The following is an 18707-nucleotide window of genomic DNA, read 5'->3' as shown; positions in this document are numbered from 1 at the left end:
GCCCGCGAGACCCGAGCCCCGCCCTAGGTCGGCTCCAGTCCCGCCGGCGTCAGGACGCGATATCTCATCAGCAGGCGGAAAACCACGTTCAGCGCCGGGTTCGACCAGCCGTTGATCACGCTGAAGTCGCGGGTCAGGGTGTCGTGATGGATCTGGTGCGCCGCAGGCGTGATCAGAAGGCCCAGGCGCCGCATGACCGGCACGAAGGCCGGATTGCGCTCACGGTGCAGGGCGCCGTGGAACCATTGGCTCAGCGTGCCGCCGGCCAGCAGCACCACGAACCCGACCACCACCCAGCCAGGCGGATGAAACGCGAGGCAGTAGAGATTGAAGGCCACCGAAACCGGTAGGGTGACGAACAAGACCGTGGTCCAGACCAGAAAGACGATGCTGCGCCGCCCCAGGGCGTCCGGCCTCGGATGGTGGTTCTTGAAGTCGTAGGCGACCCGCTCCAGCAGGGTGATGCGGCCCCAGACCCGATCGCGCAGGTTCAGGTAGTCCTCGGACTCGCGCGAGCCGGGATAGAAGAACAGGTCCGCCAGCCCCACGCCCGGGCGGCACGGGATATAGTCCATGATCATGTGGATCAGGCCCGAGCCGAAGTCGGCCAGGTACCAGGCGGCGAAGGCGGCGGCGATCATCCGCCAGTCGAACGGCCCGCGGACCCAGACCAGATCCGCCGCCAGCGACAGCAGGAACAGAGCGATGAGGATACGAGTCTTCATGGCCCAGCCAGCTTCGCCCAACGCACGAGCCTGGCCGCACGGGGCTCGCCGGCCAAGCGAACTGGGCGCGGGTTTACTCCCTTTTCAGGCCGGTTCGCCAGCCGATTGTGCAGAAAACGGGCGCGCCGCCGCTAGGTTGTCGCCGGCGCGCCACAGACGCAGAGGTTTAGACCCCGCCCAGAAAGTCCATCTTGCCGATCGCCAACCCGTTGTGGCGCAGGATCGCGTAGGCGGTGGTGACGTGGAAATAGAAGTTCGGCAGGGCGAAGCCGGTCAGGAAGCTGGCGCCATCGAATTTCATTTCGCCACCGGGCAGCGGCAGGGTGACCGTACGCTCGGCCGCGCCCTCGTACTGCTCCGGCTTCAGGCTTTCCAGATAGGCGATGGTGCTGGCGATACGCGCCTGGAACTCGGCGAAGCTGGTCTCAGTGTCCGGGTGGCTGGGCGGCTCGACCCCGGCCAGGCGGGCGGCGCCGCGCTTGGCCCCGTCGCAGGCGAACTGGATCTGCTTCGACAGGGGGTGCATGTCGATCGCCAGCCGCGAGCCCAGCACCACCGACGGGTCGACCCCCTTGGTCTCGGCATAGGCCTCGGCCTTCTTCAGGATGGCCGACAGATTGCCGAGCGCCCGGGTGAACGTGGCTACACTGGCTTGGTGCATGGAAAGCGACATTGGGGGAACCTCCCGCTGAACTAGGCGCGCTTTTGCGCTACTGGTCCGTCAGGTGGCCATGGCCAAGTCTGCTTTCAACACAGGGCTGAAAATTAAGCCGCCGGCCGCCAGCCGCGCTGCTCGCGCCAGTCTTCCGGCAATCCTTCGAACCGCTTCAAGCTAAGCTTGGAAAGATCGGCGAAGGAGCAGGCGCCGTCCAGAACGAGGTCCCGGATTGCATGGCCGCTGGCGGGCGACAGGCCGAAGCCCACCCCCGACATGGTGCAGACCGTGACGTTGCCGGGATTGTCCAGCCGCTCGATCACCGGCCGCCCGTCCGGGGTGTTCTCGATCACCCCGGCCCAGCTTCGGATCACGCGCAAACTCGCCGCCTTGGGCAGAAGCTCGGCCACCCGCTTGGAGAGGTTGCGCAGCAGGGGCGTCGAGGGCCGTGCGACGGGTCCGGTCTCGCCCACCTCCATCCACTCGTGCGGCCCGCCGCCATAAGCCAGGTTGCCGCGCAGGGTCTGGCGGCCATAGAGCCCGTTGCCGTCCACCCCGCCGATGCTCATCAGCGGCGCCGGCTCGGTGACGATCATCTCGGCCCGCGCCGGCGCCAGCGGCAGGCGCACGCCGATCTGCTCCAGCAGGAACCCGCTCTGCGGCCCGGCGGCGACCACCAGGCTGTCGCAGCCGAAAGTCCCGCGCGGCGTCTCGACAGCCGTCACTCGCCCGCCTTCAATGACGATGCGGCTCGCCGGCGTGTGCTGCAGGATGCGCCCGCCCAAGTCCTGCAACGCCCAGGCATAGGCCTGCACCGTGCGCTGCGGATTGGCGTGGCCGCCGAAATAGACGTGGATGCCGCCCAGCGCGTTGTCGCCGGCCAGAGGGACCAGCTTTTTGATCTCCTGGGCGTCCAGCTTGTCGACCTTGTAGCCCAGCTCCCCGTGCATGTCGGCCATGTAGTAGTAGTGGCTGAGCTGCTCCTCGGTGATCGCCAGGATCAGCCGCTCGCGCCGGTATTCGGTGGAATAGCCCAAAAGCTCGTCCATCTGCGGCCACAGGCGCTGCTCCTCGTGGAACAGCGGGCTCTGGTAGTGGGTCGCCCCGCCGCCGTTGCGGCCCGAGGCCTCCCAGCCGACCACGCCCTTGTCCAGCACCAGCACGTCCACGCCCGACCGCGCCAGCCACCAGGCGGCGGAAAGGCCGGTCACGCCCCCGCCGATGACGAGGACGGATGCGCCGCTTTGAAAGGTCATGCGCTAACTCCAGGCTCAGACGCCCGCGGCAAGCCCCCTCCACCATGCTTCGCATGGTCCCCCTCCCCCGATGGGGGAGGAATTGAAGATGGCGCCGCGACGAACATTCCTTCCCCATCGGGGGAGGGGGACCGCGAAGCGGTGGAGGGGGCCGGCCGCCGCACCGGTCTAAAGATGCATATTCCCGCCGAGGATCTCGGCGTGGCGGGCTTCTCGGTCGGTGCCGATGTCGGCATAGGGGGTCCACTGGGTCGGGATACCGAACCAGACGTCCCAACCCTGGCTCATGGCCTCGGCCTCGTCCCAGGCGGCCAGCACCTTCAGCGGCAGGGGCCGGACCGGGGCGCGGTAGCCGGCCAGCGGGATCTGGGCGACGGGCGTGTCGGTCGCCACCGCCAGGGTCAGGGCCACCTGCTCGCGGCAACGCCTGGCCTGGCAAACGCCCATGCAGGCGCGGGTCAGGCGCTTGACCTGGTCCTGGTTCACCGGCCCGTCCTCAGCCAAGGTCGCGATATCGCGGTCGGCCATCTTGTTCGAAGGCGGGCCGAGATAGGCCGGCTGCCGCACGGCCAGCAGCGCCTCGCGGCTGACCTCCTCGCACTGGCAGACGATCACCGAGGGATCGCCGGCGGCGATCAGCGCCCGCATCCAGTCGGTCTGGTAGGCGTGGGCGTTGGCGTGACCCAGGTCCAGCCCCGCGGCGTCGCCGACGACGCAGACGCCGGCCATTCCCTGCACCATTGCGCCGTCGAGCACCGGTACAAAGCCGCCGCGCGCCGCATCAGCCACCAGAGGCGCGCCCAGCACATCGAGCAGTTCCACCGCCGGGACCAGGCCGATGGCCAAGCAGACGGTGTCGCATTCGATGGCTTGGCCCCGAGTCTTGGGATCAGCGACGGGGGCGACAAGGATACGCTCGACGCCGTCCAGCCCGCCCTCGGCCCGCTGGATCACCTGGCCAGTCAGTATCTGGACCCCGGCGGCGCGAACCTTGTCCGCCAGCGCCTCCCGCCCCTGGACCGCATCGCGCACCTCGACCAGGGCGGCGACCTCCAGCCCGTGCTCCAGGGCCAGCAGGGCCGTCTCGAGCGCCAACTGGCCCGAACCCAGGATCACGAGCCGGCGGCCGGAAAAGGCGTCATATCGGGTAAGTAGCGCATGCAGGGCGTTGGCGCCCATCACCCCTGGCTGGTCCCAGCCCGGGAACGACAGGGCCAGGTCTCGCGCGCCGGCGGCCACGATCAGGCGGTCGAACCCGACCATCCACGAGCGCTCCTCGTCGGCCAGGCCGACCACGGGCTCGGGCAGCGATTTCAGGCCATAGCCGCCGGTGAAGGCGCCCCAGGCATAGACCCCCAGCTGGACATTGACGCCCAACTCGAACGCCTCCTCCAGGCCCGGCGAGGCGGCGAACACCTGCTCGACCATCCGCTCCTTGGCCTGGACCGCGCCGGTCATGCGCTGGCCATAGAACAGCGGCGCGTCCGTGCCCATCAGTCCGGCCGAGACCGGGTTTTCATCCACCAGCAGCACCTGGGCCCCGCCGCGGGCCGCTTCCAGCGCGGCGGCGATCCCGGCCGGGCCGGCGCCGATCACCACCACCTCATAGCGCGCCTCGGGCGGGGGGAACTTGCCGTCGATGGCGTGGATGTCGCGCAAGGCGATAGCCTCCCTGGCTCTTGTCAGACGGCGGCCAGCGCCTGGTCCAGGTCGGCGACCAGGTCGTCGGGATGCTCCAGCCCCACCGAGACCCGCAAGGTGGCGTCGGTGACCCCGACCTCCAGCCGCCGCTCGGCCGGCACGTTGTAGTGGGTGGTGGTGGCCGGGTGGCAGATCAGGGTCTCGGAGCCGCCGAGGCTCACCGCCAGGCGCAGCACCTTGAGCCGGTCCAGCATGCGGAAGGCCTCTGCCTCGCCGCCCTTGATGCGGAAGGAAAAGGTCGAGCCGGCCGCGCGGCACTGGCGCTCGAACACCGCCCGGGCCGGCGTGCCCTCGGGCAGGAAGCCCAGATAGTTGACCGAGGCGACCTTGGCGTGGTCGCGCAGGAAACTGGCCACCGCCAACGCGTTGCTGGCCGCCCGCTCGCAGCGCAGGCCCAGGGTCTCGAACGAGCGCAGCAGAAGCCAGCTGGAGAAGGGATCGAGGTGCGAGCCGAAGAAGGTCCGCTGGGCCTTCAGCACCCCGACCTTGTCCGCGGGCCCGCTGACCCCGCCGGCCAGAAGGTCGCTGTGGCCGCCGCAATATTTGGTCAGCGAGGTCATGCAGAGGTCGGCGCCCAGCTTCAGCGGCGACTGCACGAACGGACCCAGGAAGGTGTTGTCGACGCTGACGATGGGCGCAAAGCCCTGGCGCGCGGCCACGGCGTCGGCCACCCGGCGGGCGGCGGCGATATCGACGATCGCGCCGGTGGGATTGGCCGGCGATTCCAGCATGAAGAGGGCGATCGGCCCCTTCTCCAGCGCCTGGTTGGCGGTGGTCTGCAAGGAAACCTCGCTGACCCCGTCCTCGACGCCGAAGGGGGCGACCCCCATCTGCGGCAGGAAGCCGTAGAGCATGCCGTCGGTGCCGCCGTAGGTCGGTTTTGTGTGCAGGATGGTCTGCCCCGGCCGGGCGAAGCACAGCATGATGGCCGAGATCGCCGCCATGCCGCTGGAGAACACCGCCGCGTCCTCGGCGTGGTCCAGCACCGCCAGGCGCTTTTCCACCATGTCCAGATTGGGGTGGTTCAGGCGCGAATAGATATAGGGCGAGCCTTCCGGCGCCTCGGCCTTGTCGAAATAGGCCCGGTGCACGGCCTTGGCGTGGGCGGCGTTCTTATAGACGAAGGTCGAGGTCAGATAGACCGGCGGCTTGGCGGCGCCCAGCGCGCTGGCGGGGTCATAGCCCCAGCCGATGGTCAGGGTGTCGGGGTGCAGTTCGCGGTCGCTCTCGCCGGACATCTCAGGCGCGCTCGCAATAGGCTTTGGCCGTGTCGACGTACCAGTCGACAAAGCGCAGGGCGAGGGCCTCGGCCTCGGTGGAATAGGGCCCCGGCGTATAGCCCGGTGAATTCACCCCGCGCTGGTTCATTTCCACCAGGTCGCGGTCCTGCAGGTTGGTCGCGGTCCACAGATGGGTCAGGCGCTCCAGGTCGTAGTCGACGCCTTCGACAGCCTCCTTGTGCACCAGCCACTTGGAATGGACCACGGTCTCGTTCGGGCTGATCGGCAGGGCGCTGAACATGAACAGGTAGTCGCCGCAGGCGTGGGTGAAGCTGTGCGGCTCGATCGACCAGCGCAGCGAGCCGATGTCGCCGCCGCCCAGCGCACACATCGGCCTGGCCACCGTCGGCTTGCCATCGGTGGTCATGGACACATTGCCCTCGTTGAGGGCGAAGCGCATGGCCTGCCACCAGTCGCCCTCGACCGGGCCGACCGGCAGGCCCAGCGCGGTCATGCGGGCGTTGAACCGCTCCAGGGCGTCGTCCTCGCCGTAGTCGAAATGGCCGGAGGCGCTGACCGGGAAGGTCAAGGCCAGCTCCGGGTGGCCCGTGGCGCAGTGGTAGCACTCGCGGGCGTTCTCCATCACCAGCTTCCAGTTGCCCTTCTCGTGCAGGGTGCTCTGGTGCGCCAGCTTGGCGTCGGCCAGGTTGTGCGGCGCCAGCAGCGGGGTGAACTCGCGGCGGAAGCCTTCCACATCGGGCGGGTCGTCGCCGAGGCAGACCAACAGGACCCCGCCGACATTCGCCAGGTGGATCGGCTTCAGGCTGTGCGCGGTCGGGTCGAAGCCGTCGCCCATGCGGCTTGCATGAGCCAGTTCGCCGGTGAGCTCGTAGGTCCACTTGTGATAGGGGCAGACCAGGCGCTGGGACGATCCGTGGCCGTCGGGGCAGATCTGCGAGCCGCGATGGCGGCAGCTATTGTGATAGGCTCTCAGCTCCCCGGCCCGGTCGCGCAGCACGATGATCGGCCAGCGGCCCAGGGTGGTGGCGAAATGGCTGCCGGGCCTGGGCAACTCGCACTCGAAGCCGACCTGCAGCCAGGAGCGGCCGTAGATGGCCTCGAGGTCGAAATCGAAGGCGTCGGGATCGTTGTAGAGCCCCTGGGGCAGGCTGTGGCCCGGGCGGCGGGCGTCCAGCAGGGCCTTGATTTTCGCCAAGTCGGCCATCGTCGCTCCTTGATCGCCCCGACTATCGCACGGGCGCGATTGGCCTGGGCAATCGCATTTCCGCATAGGCCTATTCGCATTTCACGCCCTTGGAACAAGGGCTTGGCGCCCCAGGGCGGTCAGGGGCGGCGGGCCTCCAGCACATAGGCCTCGGCAGTCCGGCGCCAGCCCGGGATGGCCAGGTGGAAGTGGGTGAAAGGCCTGACCGTGACCTGGCCCAGCGGAACCCCGGCGTCGGCGGCGATGGCCTGCCGAAGGTTTTGAATATCGGAGGGCTCGACCACGTGCGCGGCCCAGGCCAGCACCGGGCAGGCGTCCTGGCCGGTCAGGCGGGCGCGCATCAGGGCGGTCAGGTCGGGACGGGCCCTGGCCAGTTCCGACGCCGTGGGCGGCGCCGGCTCGGCCAATGACGGGCGGTCTTCGCGGCTATCCCGGTCGCGGCCACCGAAGTCGGAGGGCATGTGGATCGCGAGCCGTCCCGGCGCCTGGGCGTAGCGGCCGTAGAACTGGCTCTGCTCAAGGCTCATGTAGTAGGGCGTATGCGGCCCAAAGGTCTGCAGGGCCAGGGTCGGGATCGTCCGGCCATCGCAGGCCGCCTGGCCGTCCACATAGCGGGCCGAGGCGCGCCATTCCTGCTCGGTCGGCAGGAACCTTCCCTCAACGTCGACGACCTGCGCCGCGCCCAGCGAAAGGGCTATCACGGCCAGGGCCAACCGCCCGCCCAGCGCGCTCAGGTCCGGCCGCGCCAGATCGAACAGAGTCGCGCAAAGCAGCCAGAACATCGGCGCGCCGATCAAAAGGTTCCGCTCGGAGAATGAGGGCGCCAGGGTCATGGTCACACCGAGCCCGAGGATCGGCACGCCGACCAGCACGAACCCGGCAAGGCCGGCAGGCCAGCTCAGGCTGGTGGCGTCACTCCCCTCGCCGGAACCGCGCGCCTTGGCGAGCCGCCGGACGCCCATCCAGGCCAGGATCGCCAGAGCTGCGGCGATGGCCGGGCCAACGACGCCGCGCACCGCGCGCGCCGCTTCCGTGACCAGAAACGCCGGATCGGTCCCGAACCACATGTGGTGCACATCCTGCTGGGTATGATCCAGCAGCAGGACGCCGTAACCGGCGGTCACCAGCACGAACAGCACCCCGGAGGCGCCCAGCGCCGCCTTCAGCCGTACTCCACCCGTCGTCAGGATCATGTAGGCGATCATCAGTCCGGCCTGGAGCGCCAGGTAGAAATGCACCATGCAGCCTGCGACACCCAGCATGGTCAGTCCGGCCCAGTAGGGCCAGACGGGCTTTCCGTCCTGAACGCCGCGCCGCAGCCGCACCGCCAGCACCAGAAGTCCCGCCGAGATCAAGAGGCCCAGGGCGTAGCCCCTGGCCGACTGCGACTGCACGAACCAGAACCGCTCGATCACCGCCACGGTGGCCGCGAACAGGCGGGCGCGGGTGCTGAAGGCGCCTTCGAGGCCCAGGCCGAACACCAGTATGGCCGCCACGGCGCACACGGCGCTGGGCAAACGCATGGCCGCCTCGGATAGCCCGGCCAGCTTCGACCAGCCGTACAGCAGGAGGTAGTAGCCGGGCGGCCCGGTGTCGGTCAGGGCGCGGCGCACCACCTCTTCAGGGCCGCCATGGTGGTCGATCAGATAGAGGGTGAAGAGCTCATCGACGAAATAGCTGCTGGCGGCGAGGCCGACAAAGGCGAAGACCAGCCCGCTCAAGAGGATGAGGGCCAGGGCAAGGTCGATCGCATGGGGCGTCGGCGCGCGGGGATGGACCGACGGGCCGAGCCGGAAGGGACCCAGAGGCTGGGCGAGCATCTGCCGCAGCGCCTCGCGCGCCGCAATCAGATCTGGAAAGTTGCGCCCCGCCGCAGCCATTCCAAAGTACCCGCTCGCCCGGCATGGGCGCTTTTGAGTTAGCCTTAAATCGCCCAGGCCCGCTTGAACATTGTTGATGCGTAGGACAGCCCAGGTCCAGAAAAAGCGCCTCGTGCGCGAAGGTCGGCCGACGACGCTGTGCCCTGCGTCACTTCGTTGGCCCGAATGGGTTCAGCCGCTGGTCTCGCGCAGGACCAGGGCCTTCCAGAAGTCGCAATAGTCCCTCCACATGTCCGACAGCACCCACGCCCCATGGCGATAGGGCGTGTTGACCCCGATTACGACACTCTGGTCGCCCTCGTCGCGCCAGGTGCCGAACACGCGATCCCAGAGCGGCGTCAGGGCGAAATTTGCGGTCGGCAGGGTGGTGTCGAGGATGTGGTGCAGCCGGTGATGGGTCGGGGACTGGATCAAATAACGGCCCACCCAGCCGAAATTGGAGTCGATGCGGGAATGGATCAGGTAGCGCAGCGCCACGATGAACAGGTTCACGCTGAGGATCAGCTCGGGCGAGAGCTTCAGCGCCGCCGCCGGCAGGGTGGTGGAGACCACGTCTGTGAAGGTCGCCGGATGGGTGCGAACCGCCGTCATCACCGAGAACTCTTCGGCGGAGTGATGGTAGCGATGCAGCGGCCAGAACCATCGGGTATGGCTGACGCGGTGGTTCCAGTAGTCGAAGAAGGTGTAGATCAGGAGGTAGATCATGATCTGCAGCAGCGCCGGAGCGCTCGCCAGCGACAGGGACAGCCCCGTGGCCGCGCTCAGCCGGTCATGGATCCACTCGCCGGAGATCAGGGAGGCGCCGAAGGTGAAGGCGATCGCCGCCAGGGTCATCACCCGCCCCTGCCCGCACAGGAAGCAGACAAGGTCGCTCATGCCCGAACCCGTGCGCTCGACCAGCAGGTAGCGCAGGGAACTGTTGCGCCAGCCGCCCAGCAGGATCTCCGCCGCGAAGATACCCGGGATCATGCCGGCCATGACCAGCAGGATTCCGCCCAGACGCCGATGCAGCTCCTTCAGCGCCAGGGCGTGGCCAAACAGATTCAGGACCAGCCGGTCCGGCAGCAGGCGCTCGACCACCCACCAGGCTACCCCGGCGAGGGCGAGATAGACGGCGAAGCTCACCAGTACGGGGCCAGGGATTTTATCCGCGCCGGCGCCGCCTCGCCCGACCGGCTCCGAGAACTGTGCTCGCCGTTCGATGATCATGCTGGGCCCGCCGTTCGCAAGAACATCCCCAATAGCCCCAATGATCGAAGTTGTGTCGACAAAGATTCCCCGCTCTGGGCTCGAGAACCTTTGGCCGCCCGGCATTTCGGCGCCGCCGACGCAGTTCGCCGTTGGCGCCGCAGGCCAATCGTGACGCTATGCAAAAAAGATCCGTTCGGAACGATTCTCAGGCGCAACTCGTGATCAATCGTCGTTGGCTGCCGCTCAACGCGCTCCGCGCCTACGAGGCGGTCGGCCGCAATCTCAGCTTCACCCTGGGCGCCCAGGCCCTGCACGTCTCGCAGAGCGCGCTCAGCCGCCACGTGATCAGCCTGGAAGAACTGCTCGGCAAGCCGCTGCTGGAGCGCAAGCCGTCGGGCCTGGTGCTGACCGAGGCCGGCGCCGCCCTCCTGCCCGTGGTGGCCAAGGCCTTCGACCGCATCGAGCAGACCCTGAACCTGATCCAGCAGGGCGAGCGCAGCGCGCGGACGCTACGGGTGCACATGCCGCCCTCGCTGCTGCACCACATGGCCCTGCCGATCCTCAGGGACTTCCGCCGCGAGTTCCCCGACATCCGCATCGACGTCTCCTCCAGCCACGTCACCGGCCTGCCCTCGCAGGACCTGGATGTGGCGGTGGTCTATGACCGCCCCAGCGTCGACGACCGGGTCACAGACCTGCTCTGGATGGTGCGGGTGACGCCCATGTGCTCGCCCGACCTGGCAGAGCGGGAGAAGGGCAAGACCCTGGGCGAGTTCCTGGCCTCGAACGAACTCTTGCACACCAAGCTGGACAACCAGCCGCGCGACTTTCTCTGGACCACCTTCGCCCGCCAGTGCGGCTTGAGCCTCGACACCGACCGGGGCCTGGCCTTCGACACCGCCATGTCGGCGGTTCAGTACGCCACGTCCGGCGATGGGGTGGTGCTGGCCGACGTCGACATGCTGGCCGACGAGGTCAAGGCCGGCCGCCTGATCGCGCCCTTCCCCAGCGCCACGTTCGAAGAGGGCTATGGCTACTACCTGAAGTTCCACCCCGAGGACCTGGGCGACCCGGTGATCGCCCTGTTCCGCAGCTGGATGATCGGGCGCTTCGGCGCCCATGCCGCCGGCGCTCCGCCTGAGGCCTAAGTCTGATCTTCCTGCAACGCATCCCGTCTCCGACCGTTGGTTGCTGCGGGCTGGACATTCGGAAGGACTGACATGAAACGATTTCTGCTGACGGCTGCGGCGGTTCTGGCGCTGGGGGCGACACCTGCCCTGGCGCTCGCACAAGACAACAGCCAGACCGCCGCGGCGGCGAGCGATCAGGCCAAGGTGGCCAAGGACGAATCCAAGGCCGCCAAGGCCGACATGAAGTCGGCCAAGAAGCATGCCCGGCGCGCTCGCCATCACGCCAAGAAGGCGATCTCGCAATCCGCCGACGCCCAGAAGAAGGCCGTCGACGACCAGGCCAAGGCCAACAAGCAGGCGGTCGACCAGTCGGCGCCGCACTGATCCGGCGGCTTGTTGCTCGTTGATTTCAGAGTGATCTGAATTTTCAGCCGCTCATCCCGGCGAATGCCGGGACCCAGATCATAGGACTCCGAGCGGGTGGAGTTTTCTCATGACCTCAAGCCGAAAGCCTGCGCCATAGGATCTGGGTCCTGGCATTCGCCGGGATGAGCGGAATTGGGGTGGCGAATTTGGTAGTGCCTGGCCCCCTCTAGCGGCCGACTTCCCCCGACCACAGTTCGAGCCCGGCGCTGTGCACCCTCTGGAATCCCTTCCAGACGGTGATCGGCGCCGCGCCCGGGCTGTAGGCGCCGTAGGCGCCGGCCTGGGGCCAGACGGCGTGGTCCGAGATTGGCTCGGCGACGTTCAGATAGGCGTCGCGGGTAAGGTCCCCCTTCACCCAGCGGTCGAGGAAGGCGCTGATGAAGTGCTGCTCGATCGCCAGTGTCCGATCCTTGCGCCAGACCGGATCTTCGAACCAGTCCAGCGCCCACAGGCCTGATCGGTCGGCGTCCGCGGCCGGGTTCATGCCCAGGGAATGGCCGGCCTCGCGGAATACCAGCAGCCGGCGCGGCGCATGGACCGCTTGGTCGAAGGTCGTCTTCACCCCTTCGAACCCCACCGTGCGGTCCTGGTCGCCCGCGATCATCAAAAGCGGGGTCCTGAGCGCAGCCAGGGTCGGCTCGGACAGCACCGGCCCGGCCGGGGCGCGGGTGAAGGGCGAGATGGCCACCACCGCCTTGACGCCTGAGAGCGTCGCCTGCTCGCGTAGCGCCCCGCCCGGCAGGTAGGGCCCGACATAGGCCGGGGGCAGCACCTTCGCCGGGGCGCCGGCCGCATCGAAGCCGCCGGCGGCCTCGGTCAGCACGCCATAGCCGCCCATGGAATAGCCGATCAGGGCTATGCGATCCGGGTCGGCGACACCAGCCAGCGGCCCTCGCCCGGCGAGGATCTCCGCCTGCAGCGACCGGGCGACGAAGGCGATGTCCAAGGGCCGGCGCAGCAGCGGCCCAGAAAAGCCGCGCGGGTCGCCATAGGCCGGGTCCCGGTGGGCGATGGCCGCGACCACATAGCCCTTGGAGGCCAGGTTCTCGGCCAGCCAGGTCATCGCCTCGGGCGCGCCGCCATAGCCGTGGCTGAGGATCACCAGGGGAAAGCCCTGCCCCTTGACCGCCGGCGCGTCCTCCACGGCGATCCCTTCGGCATCGATCGGCACGGGCGGCTGGTCGGCGCGCTCAGGCGTCAGGCCGCCGTGATAGCGGACGGTCGCGGCGCCCGGCGCCGGGGTCGCCGGATACCACAGGCTGACCGGCAGATGGCGGTCGACCAGGGGCGCTGCGCCGGTCTTGGCGTCCAGCCGCGTCAGGTCCGCCTGGCCCGGTTGCACCAGCTCGATCCGCTTAAGCCCGACACCGTAAGGCCCCAGCTTCGCCAGCTCAGGCGCATCGACGCCTGGAACGCTCGGCGCGGCGGCGCGGGCGGGCGCGCCGACCGCGGCCAATGCGAGGATCAGAGCGAGTAGCGCGCGCAGCATGGGCCTGGTTTCCAAAAAAGATGGGCTCCCGAAGGAGCCCAGGGATCGCCGCAATGCAAGACCTGCGTTTCCGGCGAGAGGGGACCTTTGAACCCTAGAACTTGACCTTGAACCGCGCGCCGATGGTCCGCGGCCGCGCCATGGTGGCCCGATCGCCGGCCTGGTAGATCGCATAATAGGTGGCGCGCCCGATGTCGGTCTCCTTGACCCCGTCGGTCAGGTTGTTGCCGAACACCCCGAACTCGTAGTTGCCGAGGTCATAGGCCAGCGAGGCGCTGAGGTTGTTGGTCGCCGGAATGATGGCGAAGGTCTTGCTCGCCCCGTTCGGAGACAGCACGCCCGTGGTGGCGTTGTAGATGGTCGCCAGCGGGTCGAACGTCGTCTGCTCCTTGCCGCGGTACTGGTAGCCGAGTTGGGCGTGCAGCGTCCCGTTCTCCAGCGGCCGATCGTAGTAGAGGATCAGCGAGGCGATCCACTTGGGGAAATAGGGCGTGGTGTTGCCGTCGAAGGCGCCCACGGTCGGGATGTTCCCGTCGGCGTGGGAGTCGTTGTACGAGCCGCTGGCTGTCAGGGTCAGCTCATGGGTCAGGCGGATGGTGGACTCGGCCTCGACCCCCCGGCTCTGGATCTTGCCCTTGTTGTCGGTGAAGAAGTACGAGCAGTTCAGGAGCAGGCGCGTCTGTACGTCGCTCCAGTCGATCCAGTAGGCGTCGGCGTTCAGGGTGACGCGGCCGTCGGCGAACTTGCCCTTTTCCCCGACCGAGTAGCTCCACAGATGGTCCGGGCCGAAGTTCAGCGGGGCCGAACTGTAGCCGTAGGACGCCAGGTTGTTCTTGCACGTCAGGGCGATGCCCGAGCTTCCGATCGGCACCGGCTGGTTGGCGCCGCCATAGCGGAAGCCCTTGGCCGCCTCGGCATAGGCCATGAAGTCGTCGCTGACGTGATAGGTCACGTTCACGCGCGGATTGAAGCCGTTGGCCTTCTGGGTGGCGTTCTCGGTCAGCGGCACGTGGTTGATCACGCCGTAAACCCCGCCCTCGAACAGGTAGTACTTCTCCGAGAAGTCGAACCAGCGCACCCCGGCGCTCAGATCCAGCTTCCTGGTCACGTGCCAGGTGTCGTCGGTGAAGATGGCGACCTGGTGCTCGCTCTCGTTCTGCAGGCCGGAGAAGATGTCGTTGGCGTTGAAGGCGGCGTCGACGGTCTTGGAATTGTAGAGGCCGTTCGGCGTGCTGAAGGGCCCGTAGAAGTAATTCATGTAGGACAGGGTGTCGAAGCCCGGCACCGGGATGTCCTGGTAGAGGTTGCGCGTCTGGCGCTCGTAGAACACGCCGACGTTCCACTTGATCGGCCCGTCGTCCTTAGAGACCAGGCGAACCTCCTCCATGAAGTCGTCGACCTTGTTGTCGATCGTATAGTGTTCGGCCGGGATGCTGTTGGTGACCTGCTGGTTGTAGCTCGCCGGCTGGTCGTACAGCGGATAGGTGGTCGAGCTGACCGGCAGGCCGGTATAGTCCTGGAAGAAATAGCCGATGGTCGGCTCGTCGCTGAGATGGAAGCCGATCCGCCGGTGGGTGTAGGCGGTGGACGAGACCAGGTTCGCAAAGCCGGCGTCATAGTCCAGGTTCAGCTGGACCAGGTTGAAGTCGTCGGTCGTGCCTTCCGGCGAATTGGTCGAGATGGTGTAGGGCTTCAGGCCCGTGAAGGCCGAGTTCAGCCCATAGGCCTGGCTCTGCTCGGTGGTGAAGGCGAGGTCGGCGGTGAACTTGTCGTTCGGCGTCCAGCGCAGGGCGGCGCGCGCCTGCAAGGTGCGGGCGAGATTGGCGTCCTTCTTGTTGCGCAGGCCGATATTGTCGATGTAGCCACCGTCCTCGCCCTGATAAACCGTGGCCCGCAGAGCCAGGGTGTCGGGGATCAGCGGCATGTTGATCATGCCCTTCAGGTTATAGCTGCCGGCCCCGTGCTCGGTGTCGTAGCCGGCCACCTCCAGCGTGCCGAAGGTCTGGTGGGTGTTGGGCTTGGCGGTGATGAAGCGCACCGTGCCGGCCATGGAGCCCGCGCCATAGAGGGTGCCTTGCGGCCCGCGCAGAATCTCCACCCGCTCCAGGTCATAGACCTTCAGGTCCGGCGTCTGGCCCTGGACCGAGATCGGGGTGTCATCGACATAGACCGCCACCAGGGAGCGGTCCGAGGTGTCCGAGGTGCGGTAGGCGCCGGTGGCCAGGCCCCGCATGTCGAACTTGTTGAAGCCCGGCGCGCCCTCGGTGATCGACAGCGAGGGCGTGTATTTGGCGAGGTCGGTCAGGCTCTGCTGGCCGGCCTTGTCGATCTTGTCGACGTTCACCGCCGATATGGCCATCGACATCTTCTGCAGCGACTGGGCGCCGGAGCGGCTGGCCGTGACCACAACCTCCTGGACCGTATTGGCGTCCTTGGCCGCCGGCGCATCCGCCGCCAGGGCCGCGCCCCGCGACAGGGCGGCCGCGCTGACGCCCGAGACCAGCATCATCGCCAGTCTCCACGAGTTCAGGCTGCGGCGACGCGCGACCGAATGCAATTGAACCACGCCGATATCCCCCTGCTGTGCAGCATCAACCCGTCATTGTTCATGACGGTTGCGCCGAATGTTGCCGGCAGCGCCTGCGGCGACTTCCTTTTGTTGGAAATCGTCTCTGCAAGACACTGAACCCGAGCAGCAGGTTCCACCGCAGAACGCACGGTCGAAAGCCGAATTAATGGATGGGCTCATCCAAAAAAGTCATCGGAGGCCTCGGCTGTTCGCAAAACTCATCCGGCCCAGGCCTCGATCACCGGCCCCAAGGCTTCGCGCAGGGCCCCGAGCCACGGCTCGAAGGCGCGCCAATGGTCCACCGCATCCTTGAACAGCGGCCGGCGCACCTGAGCGGCGCTGGCGGTGCGCACGGGGCGGACGGTCCGGTGGAAATCGAGGCAGGCCTGTTCGAAGTCGAGGCCGCAATAGGCCAGCAGGCTGCGGATTTCCCGATCCGGGTCCTCGACCAGGCGTTCATAGATCACGCGATGCATCCGCCCCGGCTGCACGGCGTCGAAATGGGCCATCAACTCCACATAGTCGCGATAGTAGCGGCCAAGGTCGGCGAGGTCGTAGCTGTAGGCCTGCCCCTCGGCGAACAGCTGCTTGTAGGCCGAAAAGCAGCAGGCCATCGGATGGCGGCGGGCGTCGACGATCTTCGCGTTCGGCAGGATCAGCCGGATCAGGCCCACATGCAGGAAATTGCTGGGAAACTTGTCGATGAACAGCGGCCGGCCGAGTTTGCGCATAGGCCGCGTGCGCTCTAGGTATTCCGCGCCCAGGGCGGCCAGGTCCGCGGCGCCGAGGCTCGCCAGGCAGGCCGGATAAGCGTTCGGATCGACGCCGGCCACGCGCCGCGCGATGGCGGTCAGGTCAGGCAGTTCGCCCACGCCCTCGACCTTCGAATGGCTGGCCAGGATCTGCTCGACCAGGGTCGAGCCCGAGCGCGGCAGGCCGAGGATGAAGATCGGATCGGTCGCCGGATCGCCCTGCCCCGCCCGCGCCGCGAACAGGGCCGGGGTGAAGGCGTCGATCGAGCGGCGGACGAAGGCTGTATTGCCGGCGGCGTCGTAGGGCTGGCCGGCGCGCCGGGCGGCGTTTCCTCGCTGGTAGCAGGCGAAGGCGGCGGCAGGATCGCCGGCGTCCTCCAGCGCCTTGCCCAGGGCGAAGCCGATAGCAATGCGATCCTGGGGCGAGAGGGTCGGCCGCGCCGCCAGGGCCTGCATCGCCGCCAAGTCGGCGTCGCTGAAGCGGAAGGTCTTCAGGTTGGCGAGACTCCACCAGGCCTCGCCCAGGCCCGGAGCAATGGTCAACGCCCGGCGATAGGCCTCCGCCGCCTCGCCGGTCCGCCCGAGCTCCTTCAGCGCATGGCCGAGTGAGAGCCTGGGACCCGGCTGGCGCGGGTCCAACTCGGCGAGCGCGTGGAAATCGGCCGCCGCGCGCTCTGGCTCGCCCAGGGCCATCAACACCGCACCTCGCAGGTAGCGCGCCATTGGCGTCAGGGCGTCCTGCAGATGCGGCGACGCGGCCGCTGGGCGGCCCAGGCGATAGAGTACGAGCGCCAACTCGTACCGGGCGATCGCCGCCTCGGGACGAGCTTCGACGAGCGGCGCCAGGACAGCCGCCGCGCCCTCCAGGTCCCCCAGCCGGCCAAGCGCCACGCCCAGAATCAGGGCTGCGTCGGGCTGTTCCGGCGCGACTTGCAGGATCTCCCGCGCCTGGGCCGCCGCCAGGGCCGGTTCGCGCTCCAGAAGGCCACGGGCATGAGCCAGGGCGTCCTTCAGGCTGGCGGTCGCGCGCGGGGGATCGGCCATGGCTCTTCCTTGAGCGCCGCAGACCCGCGCCCCGCCAAGCTCTTTAAATTGATGCGCACATCGCAAAAAGGCATTGGTGGCGAGGGCGACGCGGGCTCGACAGTCTCTTGAGATAAAAAGGAAGCGAAACCGCCGGATGGACGATACCCAGAGCGCCGCCCTGGCCGAAGCCCCGCCGGCCCTCGCGGCGGGCGGATCGTACCGCTGGTACGTGCTCTCGGTGATGATGCTGGTCTATGCGATCAACATCGCCGACCGTTACGTCGTCTCGACGGTGCTCGAATCGATCCGCCTGGAGCTGCATCTCAGCGACAGCGGCGTGGCCTTCCTGACCGGCGTGGCCCTGGCCCTGTTCTACGTCACCGTCAGCCTGCCGGTCGCGGCCCTGGCCGACCGATCGAGCCGGCGCAACATCGTGGCGGTCTCGCTGATGCTGTGGTCGGCGATGACGGTTTTCACCGGGCTGGCGCGCAACTTCTGGCAGCTGATGGCGTCGCGGATCGGGGTGGGCGTCGGCGAATCCGGCGCGACACCAGCCTCGACGGCCCTGGTCTCCGACTATTTCCGCCCCCTGGAGCGGCCGATGGCGATGACCGTCTGGTCACTGGGCTCGCCGCTGGGCGCCTGGATCGGCGCCGACATCGCCGGCCGGGTGGCGGACGCACACGGCTGGCGCGCCGCCTTCCTGACCTTGGGCGCGCCCGGCCTGGTGATGGGCTTGCTCGTACTGCTGACCGTCAGGGAGCCTCGCCGCGCGGCGATGGACGCCCCAAAGGCGGAACCGGAAAAGGCCATCCCTCTGGCCGACGCCTTCAGGCTGCTTTGGCGCAACCGCCCGGCCATGCACCTGATGATGGCCGGAGCGATCACCGCCCTGTGGGGCTGGGGCCTGGTGTTCTGGGCCAACGCCTATTTCATCCGCGCCTTCGGCATGACCGCCGGCCAGACTGGCGCGGCCCTGGGTCCCGCCTATCTGGTGGCCGGTGCAGGGGCGACCCTCCTGACCAGCCGGATCTGTGCGATGAAAGCGATGCAGCCGCCGCGGCGCATGCTGTGGATGCTGGCGGGCGTCACCGCCCTGGCCACCCTGCCCTCGATCGGCATGCTGCTGGCCCCCACCAAGGAGATCGCCATCGCCATGGCCTGGGCCTTCATCCCGGCGATCTATTTCTATGTCGGCCCCTCGATCGGCCTGTTGCAAAACGCAGTGCCGACGGCGATGCGCTCGCAGGCCACGGCCATCACCGTCCTGATGGGCAACATCACCAACCTGGCGATCGCGCCGCTCCTGGTCGGCCGCCTCAGCGACATCATCGGCGGCCGCGCTGGCGCCAGCGCGACCTCCCTGCGCTGGTCGATGATGGTGCTGGCCCTGACCGGCTTCTGGGCCGCCTGGCACTATTGGGCCGCGGCCAAGGACTTCGGCAAAAGGGAGTAAGAATTT

At 67.9% G+C, this 18707-nt stretch carries 14 protein-coding genes and 1 pseudogene; 3 read left to right on the top strand and 12 right to left on the bottom strand.

All coding sequences use genetic code 11. The annotated features are described in order from the left end of the window. Positions 1 to 23: 23 nt before the first annotated feature. From KCG34_RS23110 to KCG34_RS23070, 9 genes and pseudogenes are all read right to left on the bottom strand, one after another. A complete protein-coding gene (locus KCG34_RS23110) occupies positions 24 to 725 on the bottom strand; it encodes a fatty acid desaturase CarF family protein (protein ID WP_211937946.1) in 702 nt (233 codons plus the stop codon). 166 nt (positions 726 to 891) lie between these two features. Then, complete coding sequence (locus KCG34_RS23105) at positions 892 to 1398, bottom strand: DUF1993 domain-containing protein (protein ID WP_211937945.1); 507 nt, start codon at positions 1396 to 1398, stop codon at positions 892 to 894. 92 nt (positions 1399 to 1490) lie between these two features. Beyond that, the gene (locus tag KCG34_RS23100) at positions 1491 to 2636 is read right to left on the bottom strand and encodes an NAD(P)/FAD-dependent oxidoreductase (RefSeq protein WP_211937944.1); all 1146 of its coding nucleotides are present in this window, start codon (positions 2634 to 2636) and stop codon (positions 1491 to 1493) included. Positions 2637 to 2714: 78 nt separating this feature from the next. After that, positions 2715 to 2786, bottom strand: a pseudogene (locus tag KCG34_RS23095) (hypothetical protein); the annotation flags it as partial. An 18-nt stretch (positions 2787 to 2804) separates the two neighbouring features. Then, positions 2805 to 4295: an FAD-dependent oxidoreductase gene (locus KCG34_RS23090; RefSeq protein WP_211937943.1), complete on the bottom strand. Its 1491-nt coding sequence runs from the start codon at positions 4293 to 4295 to the stop codon at positions 2805 to 2807. 23 nt (positions 4296 to 4318) lie between these two features. Then, complete coding sequence (locus KCG34_RS23085; RefSeq protein WP_211937942.1) at positions 4319 to 5575, bottom strand: cystathionine gamma-synthase family protein; 1257 nt, start codon at positions 5573 to 5575, stop codon at positions 4319 to 4321. A 1-nt stretch (position 5576) separates the two neighbouring features. Next, positions 5577 to 6782 carry an aromatic ring-hydroxylating oxygenase subunit alpha gene (locus KCG34_RS23080; protein WP_211937941.1) on the bottom strand — a complete coding sequence of 402 codons (1206 nt, stop codon included), beginning with the start codon at positions 6780 to 6782 and terminating at the stop codon, positions 5577 to 5579. Positions 6783 to 6901: 119 nt separating this feature from the next. After that, positions 6902 to 8602: a glycosyltransferase family 39 protein gene (locus KCG34_RS23075; protein ID WP_211937940.1), complete on the bottom strand. Its 1701-nt coding sequence runs from the start codon at positions 8600 to 8602 to the stop codon at positions 6902 to 6904. A gap of 231 nt (positions 8603 to 8833) precedes the next feature. Next, positions 8834 to 9871, bottom strand: coding sequence for a sterol desaturase family protein (locus tag KCG34_RS23070; RefSeq protein WP_211937939.1), 1038 nt, complete (start codon positions 9869 to 9871; stop codon positions 8834 to 8836). A 200-nt stretch (positions 9872 to 10071) separates the two neighbouring features. Between KCG34_RS23070 and KCG34_RS23065 the strand changes: the two genes are divergently transcribed. Both KCG34_RS23065 and KCG34_RS23060 read left to right on the top strand, forming a co-directional pair. Continuing rightward, positions 10072 to 11001: a LysR substrate-binding domain-containing protein gene (locus tag KCG34_RS23065; RefSeq protein WP_211937938.1), complete on the top strand. Its 930-nt coding sequence runs from the start codon at positions 10072 to 10074 to the stop codon at positions 10999 to 11001. 72 nt (positions 11002 to 11073) lie between these two features. Continuing rightward, positions 11074 to 11367, top strand: coding sequence for a hypothetical protein (locus KCG34_RS23060; protein ID WP_211937937.1), 294 nt, complete (start codon positions 11074 to 11076; stop codon positions 11365 to 11367). A 208-nt stretch (positions 11368 to 11575) separates the two neighbouring features. Here the strand turns inward: KCG34_RS23060 and KCG34_RS23055 are convergent, their stop codons facing one another. The 3 genes from KCG34_RS23055 to KCG34_RS23045 form a co-directional block, all read right to left on the bottom strand. Beyond that, positions 11576 to 12898 carry an alpha/beta hydrolase family protein gene (locus KCG34_RS23055; RefSeq protein ID WP_211937936.1) on the bottom strand — a complete coding sequence of 441 codons (1323 nt, stop codon included), beginning with the start codon at positions 12896 to 12898 and terminating at the stop codon, positions 11576 to 11578. A gap of 94 nt (positions 12899 to 12992) precedes the next feature. After that, positions 12993 to 15407: a TonB-dependent receptor gene (locus tag KCG34_RS23050; protein ID WP_211937935.1), complete on the bottom strand. Its 2415-nt coding sequence runs from the start codon at positions 15405 to 15407 to the stop codon at positions 12993 to 12995. 278 nt (positions 15408 to 15685) lie between these two features. Further along, positions 15686 to 17263, bottom strand: a complete 1578-nt coding sequence (locus KCG34_RS23045; protein ID WP_211937934.1) for a tetratricopeptide repeat-containing sulfotransferase family protein — start codon at positions 17261 to 17263, stop codon at positions 15686 to 15688. A gap of 136 nt (positions 17264 to 17399) precedes the next feature. Here KCG34_RS23045 and KCG34_RS23040 point away from each other — a divergent pair, with 136 nt between their 5' ends. Further along, a complete protein-coding gene (locus tag KCG34_RS23040) occupies positions 17400 to 18701 on the top strand; it encodes a spinster family MFS transporter (protein ID WP_211937933.1) in 1302 nt (433 codons plus the stop codon). Positions 18702 to 18707: the final 6 nt, after the last annotated feature.

The sequence above is a fragment of the Phenylobacterium montanum genome (genome assembly GCF_018135625.1).
GTDB classification, from domain to species: domain Bacteria; phylum Pseudomonadota; class Alphaproteobacteria; order Caulobacterales; family Caulobacteraceae; genus Poindextera; species Poindextera montana.
The sequence above is the reverse complement of the archived record's forward strand: the minus strand, read 5'-3'. Positions and strand labels throughout refer to the sequence as shown.

Bases quoted from the DNA above. Each gene is read 5' to 3' on its own strand.
- KCG34_RS23110 (WP_211937946.1), bottom strand. From the start codon at position 725: ATGAAGACTCGTATCCTCATCGCTCTGTTCCTGCTGTCGCTGGCGGCG.
- KCG34_RS23105 (WP_211937945.1), bottom strand. From the start codon at position 1,398: ATGTCGCTTTCCATGCACCAAGCCAGTGTAGCCACGTTCACCCGGGCG.
- KCG34_RS23100 (WP_211937944.1), bottom strand. From the start codon at position 2,636: ATGACCTTTCAAAGCGGCGCATCCGTCCTCGTCATCGGCGGGGGCGTG.
- KCG34_RS23085 (WP_211937942.1), bottom strand. From the start codon at position 5,575: ATGTCCGGCGAGAGCGACCGCGAACTGCACCCCGACACCCTGACCATC.
- KCG34_RS23080 (WP_211937941.1), bottom strand. From the start codon at position 6,782: ATGGCCGACTTGGCGAAAATCAAGGCCCTGCTGGACGCCCGCCGCCCG.
- KCG34_RS23075 (WP_211937940.1), bottom strand. From the start codon at position 8,602: ATGCTCGCCCAGCCTCTGGGTCCCTTCCGGCTCGGCCCGTCGGTCCAT.
- KCG34_RS23070 (WP_211937939.1), bottom strand. From the start codon at position 9,871: ATGATCATCGAACGGCGAGCACAGTTCTCGGAGCCGGTCGGGCGAGGC.
- KCG34_RS23060 (WP_211937937.1), top strand. From the start codon at position 11,074: ATGAAACGATTTCTGCTGACGGCTGCGGCGGTTCTGGCGCTGGGGGCG.
- KCG34_RS23055 (WP_211937936.1), bottom strand. From the start codon at position 12,898: ATGCTGCGCGCGCTACTCGCTCTGATCCTCGCATTGGCCGCGGTCGGC.
- KCG34_RS23050 (WP_211937935.1), bottom strand. From the start codon at position 15,407: ATGATGCTGGTCTCGGGCGTCAGCGCGGCCGCCCTGTCGCGGGGCGCG.
- KCG34_RS23045 (WP_211937934.1), bottom strand. From the start codon at position 17,263: ATGGCCGATCCCCCGCGCGCGACCGCCAGCCTGAAGGACGCCCTGGCT.
- KCG34_RS23040 (WP_211937933.1), top strand. From the start codon at position 17,400: ATGGACGATACCCAGAGCGCCGCCCTGGCCGAAGCCCCGCCGGCCCTC.